Here is an 18423-nt window from a genome sequence, read left to right as displayed (position 1 = left end):
GCAAGCAAAAGGCCCTCCGGCGTGAGCCGAAAGGCCTCGTCACCAGAGATGAAAAACGATCAGGCCACCTTGGTGGTCATATGGCGGTACAGGAAGCTCTTGGCTTCGTCGTCGTTCTCGGTCTTGAAGGTGAACTTGTCTTTCAGCGCGATCGCCCTGGTCGCGGCCGGCCGCGCCGAAACCTCGTCGAGCAGCCGCTTGAAGTTCGGATATTTGGCGACGCCGCTCTCGCCGATCACGCGAGGCGCCATGCGCGCCCAGCCCCAGAACGCCATGTCGACGATGGTGTAGGCGTCGCCGACCATGTAGCGGTTATTGGCGAGATGATCGTCGAGAACCTTGTAATGACGATGCGCCTCGAACAGATAGCGGTTGATCGCGTAGTCCATGCCCTTCGGCGCGTAATCCTTGAAGTGGATGGCCTGGCCGCCATAAGGCCCGAGGCCGCTTGCGATGAACATCAGCCACGACAGCAGTTGCGCGCGATTGGCAGGCGTGTTCGCCGGCATGAACTTGCCGGTCTTTTCGCCGAGATAAAGAAGGATGGCATTGCTGTCGAATACGAACACGCCGTCGTCCTCGATGGCCGGCACCTTGCCGTTCGGATTCACCTTCAGGAATTCCGGCTTGAACTGGTCGCCCTTGCGGGTATCGACCGGCACAAGCTCGAAGGGCAGGCCGGTTTCTTCCAGAAACAGCGCGACCTTGTTCGGGTTCGGCGCGCCGTTGAAATAGAACTTGATCATCGAAAGCTCCACTGTCCGTGCTTGGGGAGGACTGGTTTGAACTGGAACGCGCGGGAGAGGGAGGATGCCCGCGGACGGCCATTTCATGCGTGGATTTTCAGATCAATGCAACCGACGCGTTTCGCGATCCGCTGTGCGTTGGCTGCACAGCTTTCCGTCGACAGGCGAATTCGACGGGCCGTCTCAGTCGGTCGCCATTCGGCTGCGGATTTCAGCGCGCAACTCGTCGATCAGTCTGAGACCCTTGCTGGTTTCGATGTGCCAGAAGGTCCAGCCGTTGCAGGCTCCCGCGCCCTGCGCCACCGCGCCGATGCGGTGGATCGAGCCGACCTTGTCGCCCAGCATGATGGCGCCGTCGGCGCGCACCAGCGCGCCGTGCCGCTTTTTCGCATCGACGAGTTTCGCGCCGGGCGAGATCATGCCGCGCTCGATCAGCTCGGAGAACGCCACGCGCGGCGCCTGACGCGCGGTCATGAACGGGGCGAGAGTTGCTTCCGGCAGCGGTTCGACGGCCGCGATGCGTTGCTCGGCTGCGGCGGCATAGGTCCGGTCGCGCTCGAAACCGATGTAGCTGCGGCCAAGACGCCTGGCGACGGCGCCGGTGGTGCCGGTGCCGTTGAACGGATCGATCACGAGATCGCCCGGCTTGGATGACGACAACAAGACCCGCGCCAGCAACCCTTCCGGCTTCTGGGTCGGATGCACTTTCTTGCCGTCCTTGCCCTTCAGCCGTTCGTCGCCGGTGCACAGCGGAATCAACCAGTCCGAGCGCGCCTGCACATCCTCGTTGGCGGCTTTCAGCGCCTCGTAATTGAAGGTGTAGCCCTTGGCGTTCTCGTCGCGTGCCGCCCAGATCATGGTTTCATGCGCATTGGTGAAGCGGCGGCCGCGGAAGTTCGGCATCGGATTGGTCTTGCGCCAGACGATGTCGTTGAGGATCCAGAAGCCGAGGTCCTGCATAAGCGCGCCGACGCGGAAGATGTTGTGATAGGAGCCGATCACCCAGATCGTCGCGGATGGCTTCATGATGCGGCGGCAGGCGAGCAGCCAGGCGCGGGTGAAATCGTCGTAGGCCGCGAACGACGAGAACTTGTCCCAGTCGTTATTGACGGCGTCGACGTGGGATTCGTCAGGCCGCTTGAGATCGCCCTTGAGTTGCAGATTGTAGGGCGGATCCGCGAACACCAGATCGACCGATCCGGATGGAAGCTTCGACATCTCGGCGACGCAGTCGCCAATGATGATACGCGAAGTCGGGGAATCAAATTTGGTGCGGGGCGTCTTTGCAGACGCCCCGCGACGCGACACGACCATGACTCACATACTCTGACTCAGGCGACGCTGTCGGCGACGCGGGACCAAACAACCGACTGGCGCTACAGTGACCTGCCAAAGTAAAAATCGACTTAATTGCAAATGCCTTTCATTGATTGCAGACGCGTTTTCGCCACGCGGCGCGCACAGCTTCGCAACGCGGCGCGCAAACCGATATCGTTTTTTACGATGTGCGCGTTGCTGTCGCAGTCATCGCTATCAACACACCGTCTGATCGTTGACGCGCGCATCGCTCAGACTGGAGCGACGAGAAACAGGATCGGCAAAGGCTCGCCACCGGATTTTTCCGCAGCCAGCCACGCGATCATGCGCGAACGCCGCGGTTCGGACTCGTTTTCGATGTTCCGATAGATCGGTCGGGCGAACCTCCCGGCCTGAACCGCACTAGGCAATTATTGCCGGGCAGGCTATTGATTAACGAAGTGGAAATTCTACGTTGGCGTCGCCGGGTCGCGGTGATGTCGCGATCGAAACGAGGACCGACGCCATGCGTGATGACGATTTTCGCCGCAGCGACAACATCGACGATCGTCGCGACGGCGGCGGCGGCGGATTTGGCGGCGGCGGTGGTTTCGGCCGGGGCGGCCTCGGCATCGGCACCATTCTGGTTCTCGGCCTGGTCGGCTACGCATTCGGCATCGATCCGCGCATCCTGATCGGCGGCGCGGAAATCCTGACCGGCGGCGGCTCGGCCCCGAGCTATCAGACCGACAACCGCCCTTCCAAGACCGGCGCGCCGACCGATGACATGGGCAAAATGATATCCGGCGTGCTCGGCGAAATCGACGACCGCTGGAGCGAGATCTTCAGGGCCAGCGGGCAGAGCTATTCGGGACCGCGCATCGTGCTGTTCCGCAACGCCACCAACGGCGGCCGCTGCGGCATGGCGCAGTCCGCGATGGGCCCGTTCTATTGCCCGCCCGACAAGCAGATATTCCTGGACACCAGTTTCTTCAAACAGGTGGAAACGCGCTTCCATGGCTGTTCAGGCAGTGCCTGCCGGTTCACTGCGGCCTACATCATTGCGCACGAGGCCGGCCACCACATCCAGAACCTGCTCGGCATTCTGCCGAAGGTGACGCGGTTGCAGCAGCAGGCCGACAGCAAGGCCGAGGCGAACGCGCTGCAGGTGAAGGTCGAGCTGCAGGCGGATTGCCTGTCCGGCGTCTGGGTCAACCGCGAGGAGAAGAAGCGTCCGGGCTTCCTCGAACCCGGCGATATCGACGCCGCGCTGACCACGGCGACGGCGATCGGTGACGATACGCTGCAGCGGCAGGCGACGGGCCATGTGGTGCCGGACTCCTTCACGCATGGCTCGGCGGCGCAGCGCAAGCGCTGGTTCATGACCGGCTACCAGCAGGGCACCGTGCAGTCCTGCAATACCTTCGCTGCGGATAGTTTGTGAGTTAGAAGTCATCATGCCATGATAGTCATGGCCGGGCGTGTCCCGGCCATCTACGTCTTTGTTCATCGAGAAGATGTTGAAGACGTGGATGCCCGGCACAAGGCCGGGCATGACGGAGCTCCGCCATGCCGTCCATCGACGAGACAAAAGCCTTCGTCCCGCTCAACATCGCGGTGCTGACCGTATCCGACACCCGCTCGCTCGCTGATGACAAGTCGGGTACGACGCTCGCGGAGCGGTTGACGGCCGCCGGTCATAAGCTCGGCGCGCGCGAGATCGTCACCGACGATGTCGAGGCGATCCGCGCTTTGGTGAAGAAATGGATCGCCGACGCGGGCATCGATGTCGTCATCACCACCGGCGGGACCGGATTCACCGGTCGTGACGTCACCCCCGAGGCCGTCGAGCCGCTGTTCGAGAAACGGATGGACGGTTTCTCGATCGCCTTCCATATGCTGAGCCATGCCAAGATCGGCACCTCGACGATCCAGAGCCGCGCCACCGCCGGCACCGCGGGATCGACCCTCATCTTCTGCCTGCCGGGGTCCCCAGGCGCCTGCCGCGACGGCTGGGACGGCATCCTTGCGCCCCAACTCGATTATCGCACGCGCCCCTGCAATTTCGTCGAGATCATGCCGAGGCTCGATGAACACCTGCGCCGGCCGAAGGCCAAGGGCGCGTCGGCCTGACGGCGTGCAACGGTTGGGGATCGCCGGGGCTTGTTCTTGATTTGTTCTGATCCGGTGCTATAGTCTCGTCATGAGCAGAGCATCGGCTTCCATCCTCGATCCGCCGGTCACGTTGCCCCCCGGACCGGCGGACGCCGTTTCTCCCTTCGTGGAGCTTGAGGTCGCAATCGATCGCGAGCGGAGGAGGGGGCGCGGCGCGCAGTCCAATGCCAGCGGCCGATACGAGGTCGAAGCGCGCACGGCCTTCGACGACGGCTGGCAGAGTCTCGACGAACTGCCGCCGTTCAAGACCACGGTCGCGACCGACACCGCGCGAAAAGTCATCACCCGCAACGACTCGCCCGACATCAGCTTCGACCGCTCGATCAATCCGTACCGGGGCTGCGAGCACGGTTGCGTCTATTGTTTTGCACGGCCGACCCACGCCTATCTCGGCCTGTCGCCGGGGCTGGATTTCGAATCGAAGCTGTATGCGAAGCCGGACGCCCCGGCCTTGCTGGAGAAGGAACTGGCTGCGGACGGCTACGAGCCGAAGATGATCGCGATCGGGACCAATACCGATCCCTATCAGCCGATCGAACGCGACCGGAAGATCATGCGCGGCATTCTCGAAGTGCTGGAACGCGCCGCGCATCCGGTCGGCATCGTGACGAAATCGGCGCTGGTGACGCGCGACATCGACATCCTGTCGCGCATGGCGAAGCGCAACCTCGCAAAGGTCGCGATTTCGGTAACCTCGCTCGATCCCAGGCTGGGCCGCACCATGGAGCCGCGCGCATCGGCGCCCCATAGGCGGCTGGAGGCGCTGCGAATGCTGTCGGAAGCCGGGATTCCGACAACTGTGATGGTGGCCCCCGTGATTCCGGCGCTGAACGACTGCGAGATCGAGCGGATTCTCGATGCCGCGGCCCATGCCGGCGTCAGGGAGGCGAACTATGTGCTGCTGCGCCTGCCGCTGGAAGTACGCGATTTGTTTCGCGAATGGCTGATGGCGAACTATCCCGATCGCTACCGCCATGTCTTCACGCTGATCCGGGACATGCGCAACGGCCGGGACTACGATTCGCAATGGGGCGCGCGGATGAAGGGCGCCGGGCCGATGGCGTGGATGATCGGCCGTCGCTTCGAGATCGCTTGCGAAAAACTTGGTCTCAACAAGAAGCGCTCAAAACTGACGACGGACCATTTTGCCAAGCCCGCCCGCAGCGGACAACAGTTGAGCCTGTTCTGAGCCGGACTCCGCCGTGGCGACGGACCGCGGGCAGTGGGAACCGCGATACGGGACAGCGGGCATAAATGCATTTCGGGATTGTGTTGCGGGCATCCTGTCCGCACCATCCACGTATGATTCGGGATCCGTCCAGGGACAAGCCGGGGAAACCGCCCGCTGTCGCGCAGCCGAGCTTTCGGCGCGAGCGTGCGCTCATCAAGCGCGGCGTGTGGCCGGTCGCGGGTTGCGACGAGGTCGGCCGCGGGCCGCTGGCGGGACCGGGGGGCGCCGCTGCGGTGGTGCTCGATCCGAAGCGAATCCCGAAGGGCATCGACGATTCCAAGCGCCTCACGGCGGCGCGGCGGGAGGAGTTGTTCGAGGAGATCACCGCAACCGCGTCTTTCGCGGTGGTCTCCGCGTCGAGCGCGCGGATCGACCGCGACAATATCCTGCGCGCGTCGCTGTGGGCGCTGGCGCGTGCGGTCCATGCGCTACCGGACATGCCGCAGCATGTGTTCGTCGACGGCCGCGACCGGCTCGAGATCACTTGCGGGTGCGAGCCCGTGATCGGCGGCGACGGCCTTGTGCTGTCGATCGCGGCCGCCTCGATCGTCGCCAAGGTCACGCGCGACCGGCTGATGTGCAAGCTGGCGCAGGACTGCCCGGGCTACGGCTTTGAATCTCACAAGGGCTATGCGGTGCCCGAGCATCTCGATGCGCTCGGCCGTCTCGGGCCGAGCCCGCATCATCGCAGCTTCTTCGCGCCGGTCGTGGCGGCGCGCGAACGCCACCGCGCGGCACCGATCGGGGAAAGCGCCCCCGCCAGCGAGACATCGGCCGGTATGTCGATCGAGGCGGCGATCTGAGGCGATCCGATTTGTCGGGCCGGTTGCCTGGCCGGCTCACCCGCTTTATCACTCGCAGGCGTCGAGAGCTTGGCTTCTGATTCAATCAGAGGCGAAAATGCTCTAGAACTTTGCAAGACCCGCCGCCACCAGGCCCTTCATGCGCTTCACCTCGCTGGTTGTCGAACTGATCAGGGCCCGGCCGCTGCTGGTGTTCTGGATCGTGGTGCTGCTGCAGGCGGCGATGTGGCTCACGGTACCGCTGCTGCTGTATCGGGGACCGCCCGGTGATCTCGCGACGGCTCTCGCGTTCGGCCGCGAATATCAGGTCGGAACGGATCTCGGGCCGCCGCTGGCGTTCTGGCTCGGCGACATCGCCTATCGCGCCGCCGGCAACCACATGTTCGGCGTCTACGTGCTGTCGCAACTCTGCTTCGTCGTTGCGTTCCGGGTTCTGTACGAACTGGCCGGGACCATCGTCGGCAGCCAGCACGCGGTTCTTGCCGTCCTTCTGACCATGACGGCCACAGCCTTCGGGGCGCCGGGCCTGACATTCGGCCCGCTGGTGCTCGCCTGCCCGCTGTGGGCGCTGCTGTTGCTGCATTCCTGGCAGATCCTCGGGCAGGGCCGCCGCAATGCGTGGTTCGCGCTGTCGATCGAAGCCGGCCTGCTGTTGCTGACCACGCCGGCCGCGGTCGGGTTGTTGCTGGCGCTCGTCGTGTTCGCGCTGGCGACGGAGCGCGGCCGAAACGCCCTGGGCTCGGTGGAGCCGCTGTTCGCGCTGCTGGTGATCGCGGTGCTTGCGCTGCCTTACCTGATCTGGCTGGTGCGCGCAGACGCGCTCGGTGCGCCACCTTGGCCTGACTTTTTTGAGCTGCACCTGCGGTTGTTGCGCTGGGGCGAACTGCTTTTTTCTCTCGTGGTCGCGATGGCAGGCCTCGTTCTGCTGGCCGTCCTCAATTCCAAATCCGTCAATTGGAAGCCTGAAGACGCGCCGGTGATCGCCCGGCCGCCGGTCGATCCGTTGGCGCAGAATTTCGTCTACGTCTTCGCCCTCGCGCCGGCGCTCGGCGGAAGTTTCGTTGCGGCGTTGTTCGGGGTCGATCACGTGGTCGGGGGCGCGGCGATTGCGCTGTTGATGTCGGGTCTTGCGGTCGTTCTGCTGTCCGGCGAGGTGATTCATCTGCGCCGGTTGCGTGTGCTGCGCGCGGCTTGGCTCGCCGCCGTGGTGGCTCCGGCGCTTGCGGTGATCGCGACGATCGTTGTTCAACCGTGGTTCGCGAGCACCGAGGTTGCGACGTCTATTCCTGCGTCGGCGATCAGTCGTTTCTTCGGCGAGAATTTCCAGCGCCGCACCAGCCGTCCGCTGCAGGCGGTCGCGGGCGATCCGCAACTCGCGGCATTGGTTGCGCTCGGTCCCTCGCGGCCGCATCTCCTGCTTGATGCAACTCCCGAGCGCACGCCCTGGATCACTCTGGAGACGTTCAACGAGCTCGGCGGCGTCGTGGTCTGGCGCGCGTCCGACACCGCGGGCACGCCGCCCGATGCCATTGCGCAGCGTTTTCCCGGCCTCGTTCCGGAAATTCCGCGGGCGTTCGATCGCCTCGTCAACGGCCGGCTTCCCTCGTTGCGGATCGGCTGGGCCATCGTCCGGCCGAAAGCGCAATGACAAAGCTATGAGGCCGTCTCTTCCAGCGCCTTATCTCCCAGCGCCCTGGCGATCGCGCGCAGGTCGAGCCACGCCATGCGCTTGTAGGACGGCGAGCGCAGAAGGTACGCCGGATGGAACGTCGCCATGGCGCGGATCGTCCGCGCGCCGGTGTCGTAGTCGAACCATTTGCCGCGGGTCTTCATGATTCCCTCGCGGGTCTGCAGCAGCGTCTGTGTCGAGGGATTGCCGAGCGTGACCAGAACGTCGGGATTCACGAGTTCGATCTGGCGCCGTATGAACGGCAGGCAGATCTGGGTTTCCTGCGGCGTCGGGGTCCGGTTGCCGGGCGGCCGCCACGGAATGACGTTGGCGATGTAGACGTCGCTGCGCTTGAGGCCGATCGCCGCGATCATCCGGTTGAGGAGCTGGCCTGAACGGCCGACGAACGGCAGTCCCTCGATATCCTCGTCGCGCCCCGGCGCCTCGCCGACGAACATCAGCCGCGCCTGCGGGTTGCCGTCGGCGAACACCAGCCGCGACGCGGTGAATTTCAACGCGCAGCCCTCGAAGCTGTCGAGCAATGTCCGCAGCGTCTCGAGTGAGGGAGCGGTACGGGCGGCCTCGCGCGCGGATTCGATGGCAATCTCGGGCGGCGGTGCAATCCCGGCGCGAGGGGCGGCCGCGGCCGGGCGGTCGTGCGGTTGCCGTGCCGGCGCGGGGCTCGCTTCGGCTAGCGGAACGATCGGGCCATCGCAGGCGGACAGGCGATCGACAGGTTCCTCCTCAAGCGCACAATCCACCCCGGCCTCGAGATAAAAGGCGATGAGGTCTCTGACGGTGGGTGCGTGATCGGAACTCATGATGGCATCCACGATTTTGCAGCAAACAACCTTGGCGGGGCTCTGCGCCGAAAGCCGGAGGAGCTTTCCATGGTTGTTCTCAGGCAAAAAATCGGAAACAACAAGGCTTGAAGCATTCAAGCCCTGAAGCAAATCAGGCCCTGGATGCACGGCAGACGCAGAGAGCGCCGGTTGCGGAAGCAGACCATGAGCAGTACCGAATTGCCGCCCCGTGAATCCATGGATTTCGACGTCGTTATCGTCGGCGCGGGACCCTCGGGCCTGTCGGCTGCGATCCGGCTCAAGCAGCTCAATGCCGATCTCAGCATCGTCGTGGTCGAAAAGGGATCCGAAGTCGGCGCGCATATCCTGTCCGGCGCGGTGATCGATCCGGCCGGGCTCGACGCTTTGGTGCCGGACTGGCGCGGCGACGCCGACTGCCCGCTGAAGACGCGGGTCAAGGACGACCGGTTTTTCTGGATGACGCCACGCAGCGCGATCCGGCTGCCCGGTTTCCTGATGCCACCGCTGATGAACAATCATCATTGCTACATCGGTTCGCTGGGCAACCTCTGCCGCTGGCTCGCGCAGAAGGCGGAGGCGCTCGGCGTCGAAATCTATCCCGGCTTCGCGGCGACGGACGTGCTTTACGACGACAGCGGCGCGGTCCGTGGTATCGCGACCGGCGACATGGGCGTCGCGCGCGACGGCTCGCACAAGAGCTCTTACGTGCGCGGCATGGAGCTGTGCGGCAAATACACGTTGTTTGCGGAAGGCGCCCGCGGCAGCCTGTCCCGGCAGTTGATCGCCGGATTTGGGCTCGACAAGGCCAGCCAGCCGCCGAAATTCGGCATCGGTCTCAAGGAAGTCTGGCAGGTCGATCCCGCCAGGCACAGGAACGGGCTGATCCAGCACTCGTTCGGCTGGCCGCTCGGCAATTCCACCGGCGGCGGCTCGTTCCTCTATCACTACGACGATGATCGCGTCGCGGTCGGCTTCGTCGTGCACCTGAATTACGACGATCCGTACCTGTCGCCGTTCGAGGAATTCCAGCGGTTCAAGACGCATCCCGCGATCCGTGGCCTCTTCGAGGGCGGCAAGCGGCTCGCCTATGGCGCGCGCGCCATCACCGAGGGCGGCTACCAGTCGGTGCCGCGACTGACATTTCCTGGCGGCGCGCTGATCGGCTGCGCGGCCGGTTTCGTCAACGTTCCGCGCATCAAGGGCGTCCACAATGCGATGGGCAGCGGCATGCTGGCGGCCGAGCATGTCGCTGCGGCGCTCGAGGCGGGCCGCGCCAACGACGAGGTCGCCGGTTACGAGAACGCCTGGCGCGAATCCGCGGTCGGCAGGGATCTGCTCAAGGTCCGCAACGTCAAGCCGCTGTGGTCGAAGTTCGGCACTGTCGCCGGCGTGGCGCTCGGCGGGCTCGATATGTGGACCAACACCCTGTTCGGCTTCTCGCTGTTCGGAACGTTGTCGCATGGCAAGCCGGACCGCAGGACGCTCGATCCGGCAAAGACCCACGCGCCGATCGCTTATCCGAGGCCGGACGGCAAGCTGACCTTCGACAGGTTGTCCTCGGTGTTCCTGTCCAACACCAATCATGAGGAGGATCAGCCGGTTCATCTGAAGGTCGGGGACATGGCCCTGCAAAAGACCTCGGAACACGACGTCTATGCCGGGCCTTCGAGCCGCTACTGTCCAGCCGGCGTCTATGAATGGGTCGAAGAGGACACCGGTCCGCGCTTTCAGATCAACGCCCAGAATTGCGTCCATTGCAAAACCTGTGACGTGAAGGACCCCAACGGCAACATCACCTGGGTTCCGCCCGAGGGGGGCGGCGGTCCCAACTACGAGGCGATGTGACCACGATTCCGTGAACGCCCGCTCGCCGTTAAGCCATCCTTGATTCCAGCGATCGCAAAGACACTCGCGCAAAGCTGATGCGAATGTTAGAAACGGGCGTTGCGATATGAGCCGGCGGCGCGCCCGCATCCAAGCCGCGCCAAGTGTCCTGTGAAACCTGGAGCTGAGCGAATCCCGATGTTGTCCATTCGTTTCAATCGCTTGGCGATCACCATTGCCGCCGCGGCCTCGTTCGCGCTGCCAAACCCGCTGGCCGCGCAGACGCCCGACCATCCGACCGATACCGCGCAGTTTCCCAGTGCGCGAGATTTGCGCACCATGACCAAGGCGGGCAGCTATCTCGCCGCGCGCCATGCCAGCGTGGAACGCGATGCCAAATCCGCTGCGGCGTTCTATCGCACGGCATTGCGCACCGATCCGAAAAACAACGAGCTTCTTGATCGTGCGTTCATCTCGTCGCTGGCCGAGGGCGACATCGATGCGGCCGTGAAGCTGGCCGACCGCATTCTCACCGTCGACAAATCCAATCGCGTCGCCCGGCTCGTCATCGGCGTTCATAATCTCAAGTTGAAGAAGTACACTGCGGCCCGGAAAAACATCAACCAGTCGATTCGCGGGCCGATCACCGATCTGGTGGCGACGCTGCTGTCGGGTTGGGCCGACTATGGTGCCGGCGACACCAAGCAGGCCATTGCCAATATCGACTCGCTGACCGGTCCGGAATGGTACCCGATCTTCAAGGATCTGCATTCGGGGATGCTGCTCGATCTTGCCGGCCGGGAAAAGGAAGCCGGCGTTCGTCTCGAGCGCGCCTACAAGCTCGATGATTCAGCGCTCCGCGTGGCCGACGCCTATGCGCGGTGGCTGTCGCGCAACAAGGACGATGCGGCGGCGCTCGCCGTGTATGAGTCGTTCGACAAGAAACTGCCGCGGCATCCGCTGATCCTGGAAGGCATCAAGGAGACCAAGGCCGGCAAGAAGCTGCCGCAGCTCGTCAGTTCGCCGCAAACCGGCGCCGCCGAAGCGCTTTACGGCATCGGCGCGTCTCTGACCCGGCGCGGCGGCGAGGATCTGGCGCTGGTCTATCTGCAACTCGCGCTTTATCTCGCGCCCAATCATCCGATGGCGCTGTTGTCGCTCGCCGATCTCTATGAATCGGTGAAGAAGCCGGAGATGGCGATCGGCGTCTATCAGCGCGTGCCAGCGGATTCGCCGTTGAAGCGCAACGCGCAGATTCAACTTGCGACCAACCTCGATGCCGTCGATCGCAGCGACGAAGCGATCAAGATTCTCAAGGATGTCATTGAGCAGGATCCGAAGGATCTGGAGGCCATCATGGCGCTCGGCAATGTCGAGCGCGGCCGCAAGAAGTTCGCCGATTGCGCGACGACCTACAGCAAGGGCATCGACGTGATTGCCGAGGCGAAGGACAAGCCGAACTGGGTCTATTACTATTTCCGCGGCATCTGCGAGGAGCGGTCGAAGAACTGGGACAAGGCCGAAGTCGACATGAAGAAGGCGCTCGAAATTCAGCCGGAGCAGCCGCATGTTCTGAACTATCTCGGCTATTCCTGGATCGACCGCGGCACCAATCTCGACGAAGCCATGAAGATGATCAAGCGCGCCGTCGACCAGCGGCCGGATGACGGCTATATCGTCGACAGCCTCGGCTGGGCCTATTACCGCATCGGCAATTATGAGGAGGCGGTCAAGACGCTCGAGCGCGCGATCAACCTCAAGCCCGAGGACCCGACGGTGAACGATCACCTCGGCGACGCTTACTGGCGCGTCGGCCGGACGCTGGAGGCGAAATTCCAGTGGGCGCACGCGCGCGACCTGAAGCCGGAGCCGGACGATCTGCCGAAGATCGAAGCCAAGATCAAGGATGGCCTGCCGGCGGACGACACGCCGTCCGCGGCGTCGGCGGACAAAAAGAAGGAGGACGGCAAGGGCGGCTGAGCGGGCGAAAAATCATTTGATTCGCGCGCGATTTTGGATTTGACATCCGCCATGATCGTCACCGACGCCACCAGCATGACATCGACCGCACCGGCGCTGAGCGAAGCCGCGCGCGCCAAAGTCAACCTGACCCTGCGGGTCCTGGGGCGGCGCGTCGATGGTTTTCACGATCTCGAAAGCGTGGTCGCATTCGCCGATTGCGCCGACCGCCTCACCCTGACGCCGGATGCGGACCTGTCGCTTGTCGCCAGCGGGCCGCGCGCGCAGGAGTGCGGCGAGGTTGCGGACAATCTCGTGCTCAAGGCGGCGCGGTTGTTCGGTGAGCGGGTCGCAAATCTGAAGACGGGCGCTTTCGCGCTGGACAAGCATTTGCCGGTCGCGGCCGGCATCGGCGGCGGCTCGGCGGATGCGGCTGCGGCGTTGCGGCTGCTCGCGGGCGTCAACGGCATTGCGCTCAGCGATCCGGGATTGATGGAGACGGCGCGGCTGACCGGCGCGGACGTGCCGGTTTGCGTTCGCTCGGAAGCCTGCGTGATGACGGGCGTCGGCGAAGCCTTGCAGCCCTTGGGTTTGCCGACGATGCCGGCCGTGCTGGTCAATCCGCGCGTTCCCGTTGCCACGAAGGATGTCTTCGCCGCGCTTGGCCTTCGAAAGGGCGAACTGCACGCCGGCGTCTCCGACGTGATCGAGGCGATCGCATGGCCTAAGGCTGGCGCGCCGATGGACGACTGGCTCGCGATGCTGTCCGGCGGCTCCAACGATCTCGAAGCGCCCGCGATCCGCATTCAGCCGGTGATCGGCGAGGTGCTCGCGAGATTACGGGCCACCGGCGCGCGGCTGTCACGGATGTCAGGCTCCGGCGCGACGTGCTTTGCGATCTTCGGTGATGAGGCCGACGCGTGCCGCGCTGCGCAGACGATCCAGCGCGATCATCCGTCATGGTGGGTTCATGCGGGGACGCTGAGCTAGGCGCCTCAAAGCCTTCCACGTCGTTCCGGGGCGTGCCGAGAGCGCGAACCCGGAATCCGGAGACATGATAAAATCGAATTTGGCTAGATTCCGCGTTCGATGCTCCGCATCGCCCCGGAATGACGAAGATGAATCCACCGAACTTTCAGTGCGACCGCGCCAGGCAGAACGCCACGACCTGCTCCAGCGCACTCTTCATCGGCGACGGCGGAAACAGCGCCAGCGCATCGACCGCCATCGCGCCGTAGTGCTGGGCGCGGTTGAGGGTGTCCTCCAATGCGCGATGCTTGGTCATCAGCCCGATGGCGTGATTGAGGTCGTTGTCGCCGATCTCGCCTTCCTCGAGCGCCCGCACCCAGAATTCCCGTTCGATATCGTTGCCGCGGCGGAACGCCAGCACCACCGGCAGCGTGATCTTGCCTTCGCGGAAATCGTCGCCGACGTTCTTGCCGAGCTTTGCCGACTTGCCGCCGTAGTCGAGCACGTCGTCGACGAGCTGGAAAGCGATCCCGAGGTTCATGCCGAAGCTGGCCGCCGCCGTTTCTTCCGCTTTCGGACGCTCGCCGAGCACCGGGCCGACTTCGCAGGCGGCGGCGAACAGTTCGGCGGTCTTGCCGCGGATGACCGCGAGGTATTCGTCCTCGGTGGTGGCGGTGTTCTTCGCCGCCGCGAGCTGCATGACCTCGCCTTCCGCGATCGTGGCGGCAGCCGACGACAGGATGTCGAGCGCGCGCAGCGAGCCGACTTCGACCATCATGCGAAACGCCTGCCCGAGCAGGAAGTCGCCGACCAGAACGCTGGCCTCGTTGCCCCACACCATGCGCGCGGACAGCTTGCCGCGGCGCAGTTCGCTCTCGTCGACCACGTCGTCGTGCAGCAGGGTCGCGGTGTGCATGAATTCCACCGAAGCCGCGAGCTTGACGTGACCCTCGCCGGAATAGCCGGCGAGGTGGGCCATCGCCAGCGTCAGCATCGGACGCAGCCGCTTGCCGCCGGACGAGATCAGGTGGTTCGCGACCTCCGGGATCATCGTGACTTCCGATCCGGTCCGCGACAGGATGGTGGCGTTGACGCGGTCCATGTCGGCGGCGACGAGTTCGACGAGCTGGTCGACGGAGCCGGTCGAGTGGCTTTCGAATGGGACAATGACCGCCAAGCTGAGGATCTCCGACTTTTACGTTATCCGCGCCATTTGCGGCGGCTACAATAGAAAGTGCCGATTGGCGCGGCAAGCGCAGGTAGTTGTTGACATGTCGCGGTTGACATGGGCCACAGGGCCGTGAAGCTGCGCAAAGCGCGGGAGAATGCGAGATTGCGCGAATTGGTCCGAACCAATGACGTCGTGCTGGTGTCGGCGATCGGCGCGCTGCTGGATGGCGCCGACCTCCATTATTTGGTGTTGGACCAGAACATGAGCGTGATCGAGGGGTCGCTCGGCGTCCTGCCGCGCCGCATCTTGGTGCATGATGAAGACAATGCCGAGGCACGCCAGCTTCTTATCGAAGCCGGGCTGGGCCACGAATTGCGACCCGACGACTCCGGCCGATGACCGGTGCTCGACCTGCCGTGGGCGCGGACGCATTTCTCGGCGGGCGGCTGCAGCTATACCAGCCTTTGTCCGGCCATCGCGCCGGCCACGACGCGATGCTGCTGGCCGCCGCGACGCCGGGCAAAAGCGGCGATCGTATCGTTGATTTCGGAGCGGGCGTCGGCGCAGCTGGGCTCGCGGTGGCGACGCGTCTTGCCGGCATCGATCTGACGCTGGTCGAGCGCGACGACATCCTCGCCGATCTGGCGCGCCGCAACGCGGTTCTCAACGGGATCGCGGCGCGGGTCTGCATCCTCGATATCACAGCCGGGGCGGCGGCTTTCGCGGACGCCGGTCTCGGTCCCGACAGCGCCGACGTGGTGTTGATGAATCCTCCGTTCAACGATTCGGAGCGGCACCGGCCGTCGCCGGACGAGAACCGTCGCGCGGCCCATGTCGCGGAGCCTGCCGCGCTCGACAGGTGGGTCCATGCGGCGCGACGCGCGCTGAGATCCGGCGGCGTGCTCAGCCTGATCTGGCGCAGCGACGGTCTGGCCGAGGTGCTGGCCGCGCTCGGTCGCGGCTTCGGCGGCGTCGCGATCCGGCCGGTGCATCCGGATGCCGGCAAGCCTGCGATCCGCATCCTGGTTCGTGCCGTCAAGGGGAGCCGCGCGCCGCTCCGGCTTTGTCCGGCTCTGATGCTGGCCGACGAGACCGGCCTGCCGAGCAAAGAGAGCCACGAGATTCTGTCCGGCGCGCAGGTTCTTGCGATGTGACGGCAGATGAGCCGCCATGCGCGGCGCTCGCACTCCTGTGCGGCCGTTTGAAGCGGATGTGAGGTAAAAGGCTTTGAGAAGGCTACCGATAATCATCTCAGCTGCATACATCCTTGTGTAACTTCCGGCGGTTGCATGATGCAGGACCGCCGGAGCGCAAGGAGACGGCATGAGAGCAATGCTGATGAAACTGGTTCCCACGCGATGGCGTCCCGGGACGACGGTGGTACCGGTCGTGCGATTGTCCGGCGTGATCGGCGCCGTCACGCCGCTCAGGCCGGGCATGACGCTTGGGGGCGTCGCCAAGACGCTGGAGCGGGCGTTCGCGGTGAACAACGCCAAAGCGGTGGCGCTGGTGATCAATTCACCCGGGGGCTCGCCGGTGCAGTCGCGCCAGATTTATCTGCGCATCCGACAGCTCGCAGAGGAGAAAAAGCTTCCGGTGCTGATGTTCGTCGAGGATGTCGCAGCCTCGGGCGGCTACATGATCGCCTGCGCGGGCGACGAGATTTTCTGCGATCCGTCCTCGATCCTGGGTTCGATCGGCGTGGTCGGCAGCAGCTTCGGCTTTACCGAGTTGATCAAGAAGATCGGCGTCGAGCGCAGGCTCTATACGTCGGGCGAACACAAGGCGACGCTCGATCCGTTCCTGCCCGAAAATCCCGACGACGTGGCGCGCCTGAAAGCGATCCAGCGCGAGATCCATGCCACCTTCATCGAGTTGGTCAAGGCAAGCCGCGGGCCGCGTCTGAAGGGATCGGACGATCTCCTGTTCACGGGCGAATACTGGGCGGGCGAGCGGGCGGTTGCGCTCGGCCTTGCGGACGCGGTCGGCGATCTTCGTTCGACGCTGCGGGCGCGGTTCGGCGACAAGGTGGTGACGCCGCTGATCGCACCGTCGAGCGGTTTCCTGACGGGGCTGTTCGGCCGCAAGCCGGGAGCCGGAACCGTGGCCGCGCTCGATGGAATCGCGGGGATGCCGGATAACCTGATTTCCGCGCTTGAGACCCGGGCGATTTGGGCCAAATTCGGCTTTTAGAGCCCGGCCGCGCCCGAATTCCAGGCTATTTGGCCTCGAAACAGCGATTGCAGGAACGATCGGGTTGAGCGAGAATGTAGCGAAGTTGGGGGTCCGACAACGAAGGAAGAGGATCGACCGATGCCGCCGCTGATTGCACTTGCAGCTACCCTCGGTGGACTAGTCGCGTTCCGCTGGCTCTACAATACGGCCAGGCGGATCAATCAGGAGCTCGAGGAGGCGCGGATGGCCCGTTTTGCCGAGCCGGCGCGCCGCGATATTCCGACCCTGCGGCGCGATTCCCGCACCGGTGCTTACCGGCCCGACTAAGACGGCTGCGCGAACAGCTTTGCCGTTCGCCTGACCTCGTATCGACAGCATGCACTGATGCCCTTCGACTCCGGCACGCAGTCCGGCGGTCCGACCGGTGCTGGCTGTTAGTGTGCCGCCATTCGCCGGGTTGTCGGGCCATTCCGATAACCGCTGTTCCGCCATCGCTTGATTTGGGTTTCCCCGGCCGATACGGTCGCCGCGCATTCACCCGAATCTCCGACAAGACCGATGGATTCCCTGCCTCCGCATATGCGCCCGGAACGCTCGTTCCAGGGCTTGATCCTGACCCTGCAACGCTACTGGGCGGACTATGGCTGCGTGATTTTGCAGCCCTATGACATGGAGGTGGGGGCCGGCACCTTCCATCCCGCGACCACGCTTCGCGCGCTGGGGCCGAAACGCTGGAACGCGGCCTATGTGCAGCCCTCGCGCCGTCCCAAGGATGGCCGCTACGGCGAGAACCCCAACCGCCTGCAGCACTACTATCAGTTCCAGGTGATCCTCAAGCCGTCGCCGCCGGACATCCAGGATCTCTATCTGAAATCGCTGGCCGCGATCGGCGTCGACAGCGCGCTGCATGACATTCGCTTCGTCGAGGACGATTGGGAAAGTCCGACGCTGGGAGCGTGGGGTTTGGGGTGGGAGTGCTGGTGCGACGGCATGGAAGTCAGCCAGTTCACCTATTTCCAGCAGGTGGCGGGCGTCGAATGCGCGCCGGTGGCGGGCGAACTCACCTACGGGCTGGAGCGGCTGGCGATGTTCGTGCAGGGCGTCGACCGCGTCTACGATCTCAACTTCAACGGCCGCGAGGGCGCCGACAAGGTGAGCTACGGCGATGTCTTCCTGCAGGCCGAGCAGGAATATTCGCGGCATAATTTCGAGCACTCCGATGCCGACATGCTGTTCAAGCAATTCGCGATGGCAGAAGAGGCCTGTAAAAAATATCTCGACGCCGGCTGGCGGGACGATCCGAAAGAGCCCGGCCAGCGCGGGGCGCATCTGATGGCGTTGCCGGCCTACGATCAATGCATCAAGGCGAGCCACGTCTTCAATCTGCTCGACGCGCGCGGCGTGATCTCGGTGACCGAGCGGCAAAGCTATATCCTGCGCGTGCGCGAACTGGCGAAGGCCTGCGGCGAAGCGTGGCTGCATACCGAAGCGGGCGGGGCGGGGTGATACAGTTCTCGTCGAGGATGAATTGTGAGGAGCTGACGCGCTTGCTCCCCTCCCCCCGCTCGCGGTGGGGAGGGG

The 18423-nt window shown here is 64.4% G+C and carries 17 protein-coding genes; 13 read left to right on the top strand and 4 right to left on the bottom strand.

Annotated features, from left to right (window positions below):
• Nucleotides 1-59: 59 nt before the first annotated feature.
• Both BGN91_RS17075 and BGN91_RS17070 read right to left on the bottom strand, forming a co-directional pair.
• Nucleotides 60-746 carry a glutathione S-transferase N-terminal domain-containing protein gene (locus BGN91_RS17075; protein WP_292615195.1) on the bottom strand — a complete coding sequence of 229 codons (687 nt, stop codon included), beginning with the start codon at nt 744-746 and terminating at the stop codon, nt 60-62.
• Nucleotides 747-929: 183 nt separating this feature from the next.
• Nucleotides 930-2060, bottom strand: coding sequence for a site-specific DNA-methyltransferase (locus BGN91_RS17070; RefSeq protein ID WP_292615194.1), 1131 nt, complete (start codon nt 2058-2060; stop codon nt 930-932).
• Between the two features lie 508 nt (nt 2061-2568).
• On the opposite strand from BGN91_RS17070, the gene BGN91_RS17065 reads away from it, so the two are divergent.
• The 5 genes from BGN91_RS17065 (at nt 2569) to BGN91_RS17045 (ending at nt 7899) form a co-directional block, all read left to right on the top strand.
• On the top strand, nt 2569-3486 hold the full coding sequence (locus BGN91_RS17065) for a neutral zinc metallopeptidase (protein WP_292615193.1): 918 nt from the start codon (nt 2569-2571) through the stop codon (nt 3484-3486).
• A gap of 125 nt (nt 3487-3611) precedes the next feature.
• Entirely contained in the window at nt 3612-4175 is a 564-nt protein-coding gene (gene moaB / locus BGN91_RS17060) for a molybdenum cofactor biosynthesis protein B (protein ID WP_292615192.1), read from the top strand.
• 70 nt (nt 4176-4245) lie between these two features.
• Complete coding sequence (locus BGN91_RS17055; protein WP_292615190.1) at nt 4246-5406, top strand: PA0069 family radical SAM protein; 1161 nt, start codon at nt 4246-4248, stop codon at nt 5404-5406.
• A 113-nt stretch (nt 5407-5519) separates the two neighbouring features.
• Nucleotides 5520-6251 carry a ribonuclease HII gene (locus tag BGN91_RS17050; RefSeq protein ID WP_292615188.1) on the top strand — a complete coding sequence of 244 codons (732 nt, stop codon included), beginning with the start codon at nt 5520-5522 and terminating at the stop codon, nt 6249-6251.
• 139 nt (nt 6252-6390) lie between these two features.
• Entirely contained in the window at nt 6391-7899 is a 1509-nt protein-coding gene (locus tag BGN91_RS17045) for a glycosyltransferase family 39 protein (RefSeq protein ID WP_292615187.1), read from the top strand.
• A gap of 5 nt (nt 7900-7904) precedes the next feature.
• On the opposite strand, the gene BGN91_RS17040 is transcribed toward BGN91_RS17045, so the two are convergent.
• Complete coding sequence (locus tag BGN91_RS17040) at nt 7905-8741, bottom strand: uracil-DNA glycosylase (protein ID WP_292615186.1); 837 nt, start codon at nt 8739-8741, stop codon at nt 7905-7907.
• Between the two features lie 186 nt (nt 8742-8927).
• On the opposite strand from BGN91_RS17040, the gene BGN91_RS17035 reads away from it, so the two are divergent.
• The 3 genes from BGN91_RS17035 to BGN91_RS17025 all read left to right on the top strand — a co-directional run bounded on the left by BGN91_RS17035 (nt 8928) and on the right by BGN91_RS17025 (nt 13517).
• A complete protein-coding gene (locus BGN91_RS17035; protein WP_292615185.1) occupies nt 8928-10589 on the top strand; it encodes an electron transfer flavoprotein-ubiquinone oxidoreductase in 1662 nt (553 codons plus the stop codon).
• 177 nt (nt 10590-10766) lie between these two features.
• On the top strand, nt 10767-12548 hold the full coding sequence (locus BGN91_RS17030; protein ID WP_292615183.1) for a tetratricopeptide repeat protein: 1782 nt from the start codon (nt 10767-10769) through the stop codon (nt 12546-12548).
• Between the two features lie 51 nt (nt 12549-12599).
• Nucleotides 12600-13517 carry a 4-(cytidine 5'-diphospho)-2-C-methyl-D-erythritol kinase gene (locus BGN91_RS17025; RefSeq protein ID WP_292615181.1) on the top strand — a complete coding sequence of 306 codons (918 nt, stop codon included), beginning with the start codon at nt 12600-12602 and terminating at the stop codon, nt 13515-13517.
• Nucleotides 13518-13662: 145 nt separating this feature from the next.
• Here the strand turns inward: BGN91_RS17025 and BGN91_RS17020 are convergent, their stop codons facing one another.
• Nucleotides 13663-14673 carry a polyprenyl synthetase family protein gene (locus BGN91_RS17020; RefSeq protein WP_292615180.1) on the bottom strand — a complete coding sequence of 337 codons (1011 nt, stop codon included), beginning with the start codon at nt 14671-14673 and terminating at the stop codon, nt 13663-13665.
• A 156-nt stretch (nt 14674-14829) separates the two neighbouring features.
• Between BGN91_RS17020 and BGN91_RS17015 the strand changes: the two genes are divergently transcribed.
• The 5 genes from BGN91_RS17015 to BGN91_RS16995 all read left to right on the top strand — a co-directional run bounded on the left by BGN91_RS17015 (nt 14830) and on the right by BGN91_RS16995 (nt 18348).
• Entirely contained in the window at nt 14830-15066 is a 237-nt protein-coding gene (locus BGN91_RS17015; RefSeq protein WP_292615212.1) for a DUF2007 domain-containing protein, read from the top strand.
• Nucleotides 15063-15821, top strand: coding sequence for a methyltransferase (locus tag BGN91_RS17010; protein WP_292615179.1), 759 nt, complete (start codon nt 15063-15065; stop codon nt 15819-15821). The genes BGN91_RS17015 and BGN91_RS17010 overlap by 4 nt, the downstream gene beginning before the upstream one ends.
• A gap of 169 nt (nt 15822-15990) precedes the next feature.
• On the top strand, nt 15991-16860 hold the full coding sequence (locus tag BGN91_RS17005) for a S49 family peptidase (RefSeq protein WP_292615178.1): 870 nt from the start codon (nt 15991-15993) through the stop codon (nt 16858-16860).
• Between the two features lie 120 nt (nt 16861-16980).
• Nucleotides 16981-17169, top strand: coding sequence for a hypothetical protein (locus tag BGN91_RS17000; RefSeq protein WP_292615177.1), 189 nt, complete (start codon nt 16981-16983; stop codon nt 17167-17169).
• 231 nt (nt 17170-17400) lie between these two features.
• Nucleotides 17401-18348 (top strand): glycine--tRNA ligase subunit alpha, encoded by a 948-nt coding sequence (locus BGN91_RS16995; protein ID WP_292615175.1) that lies wholly within the window; start codon nt 17401-17403, stop codon nt 18346-18348.
• The last annotated feature ends 75 nt before the right edge of the window (nt 18349-18423 follow it).

The sequence above is a fragment of the Nitrobacter sp. 62-13 genome (genome assembly GCF_001896955.1).
Classification (GTDB): domain Bacteria; phylum Pseudomonadota; class Alphaproteobacteria; order Rhizobiales; family Xanthobacteraceae; genus Nitrobacter.
Note: the sequence above shows the minus strand (reverse complement) of the source record. Positions and strands in the feature narration are given on the sequence as shown.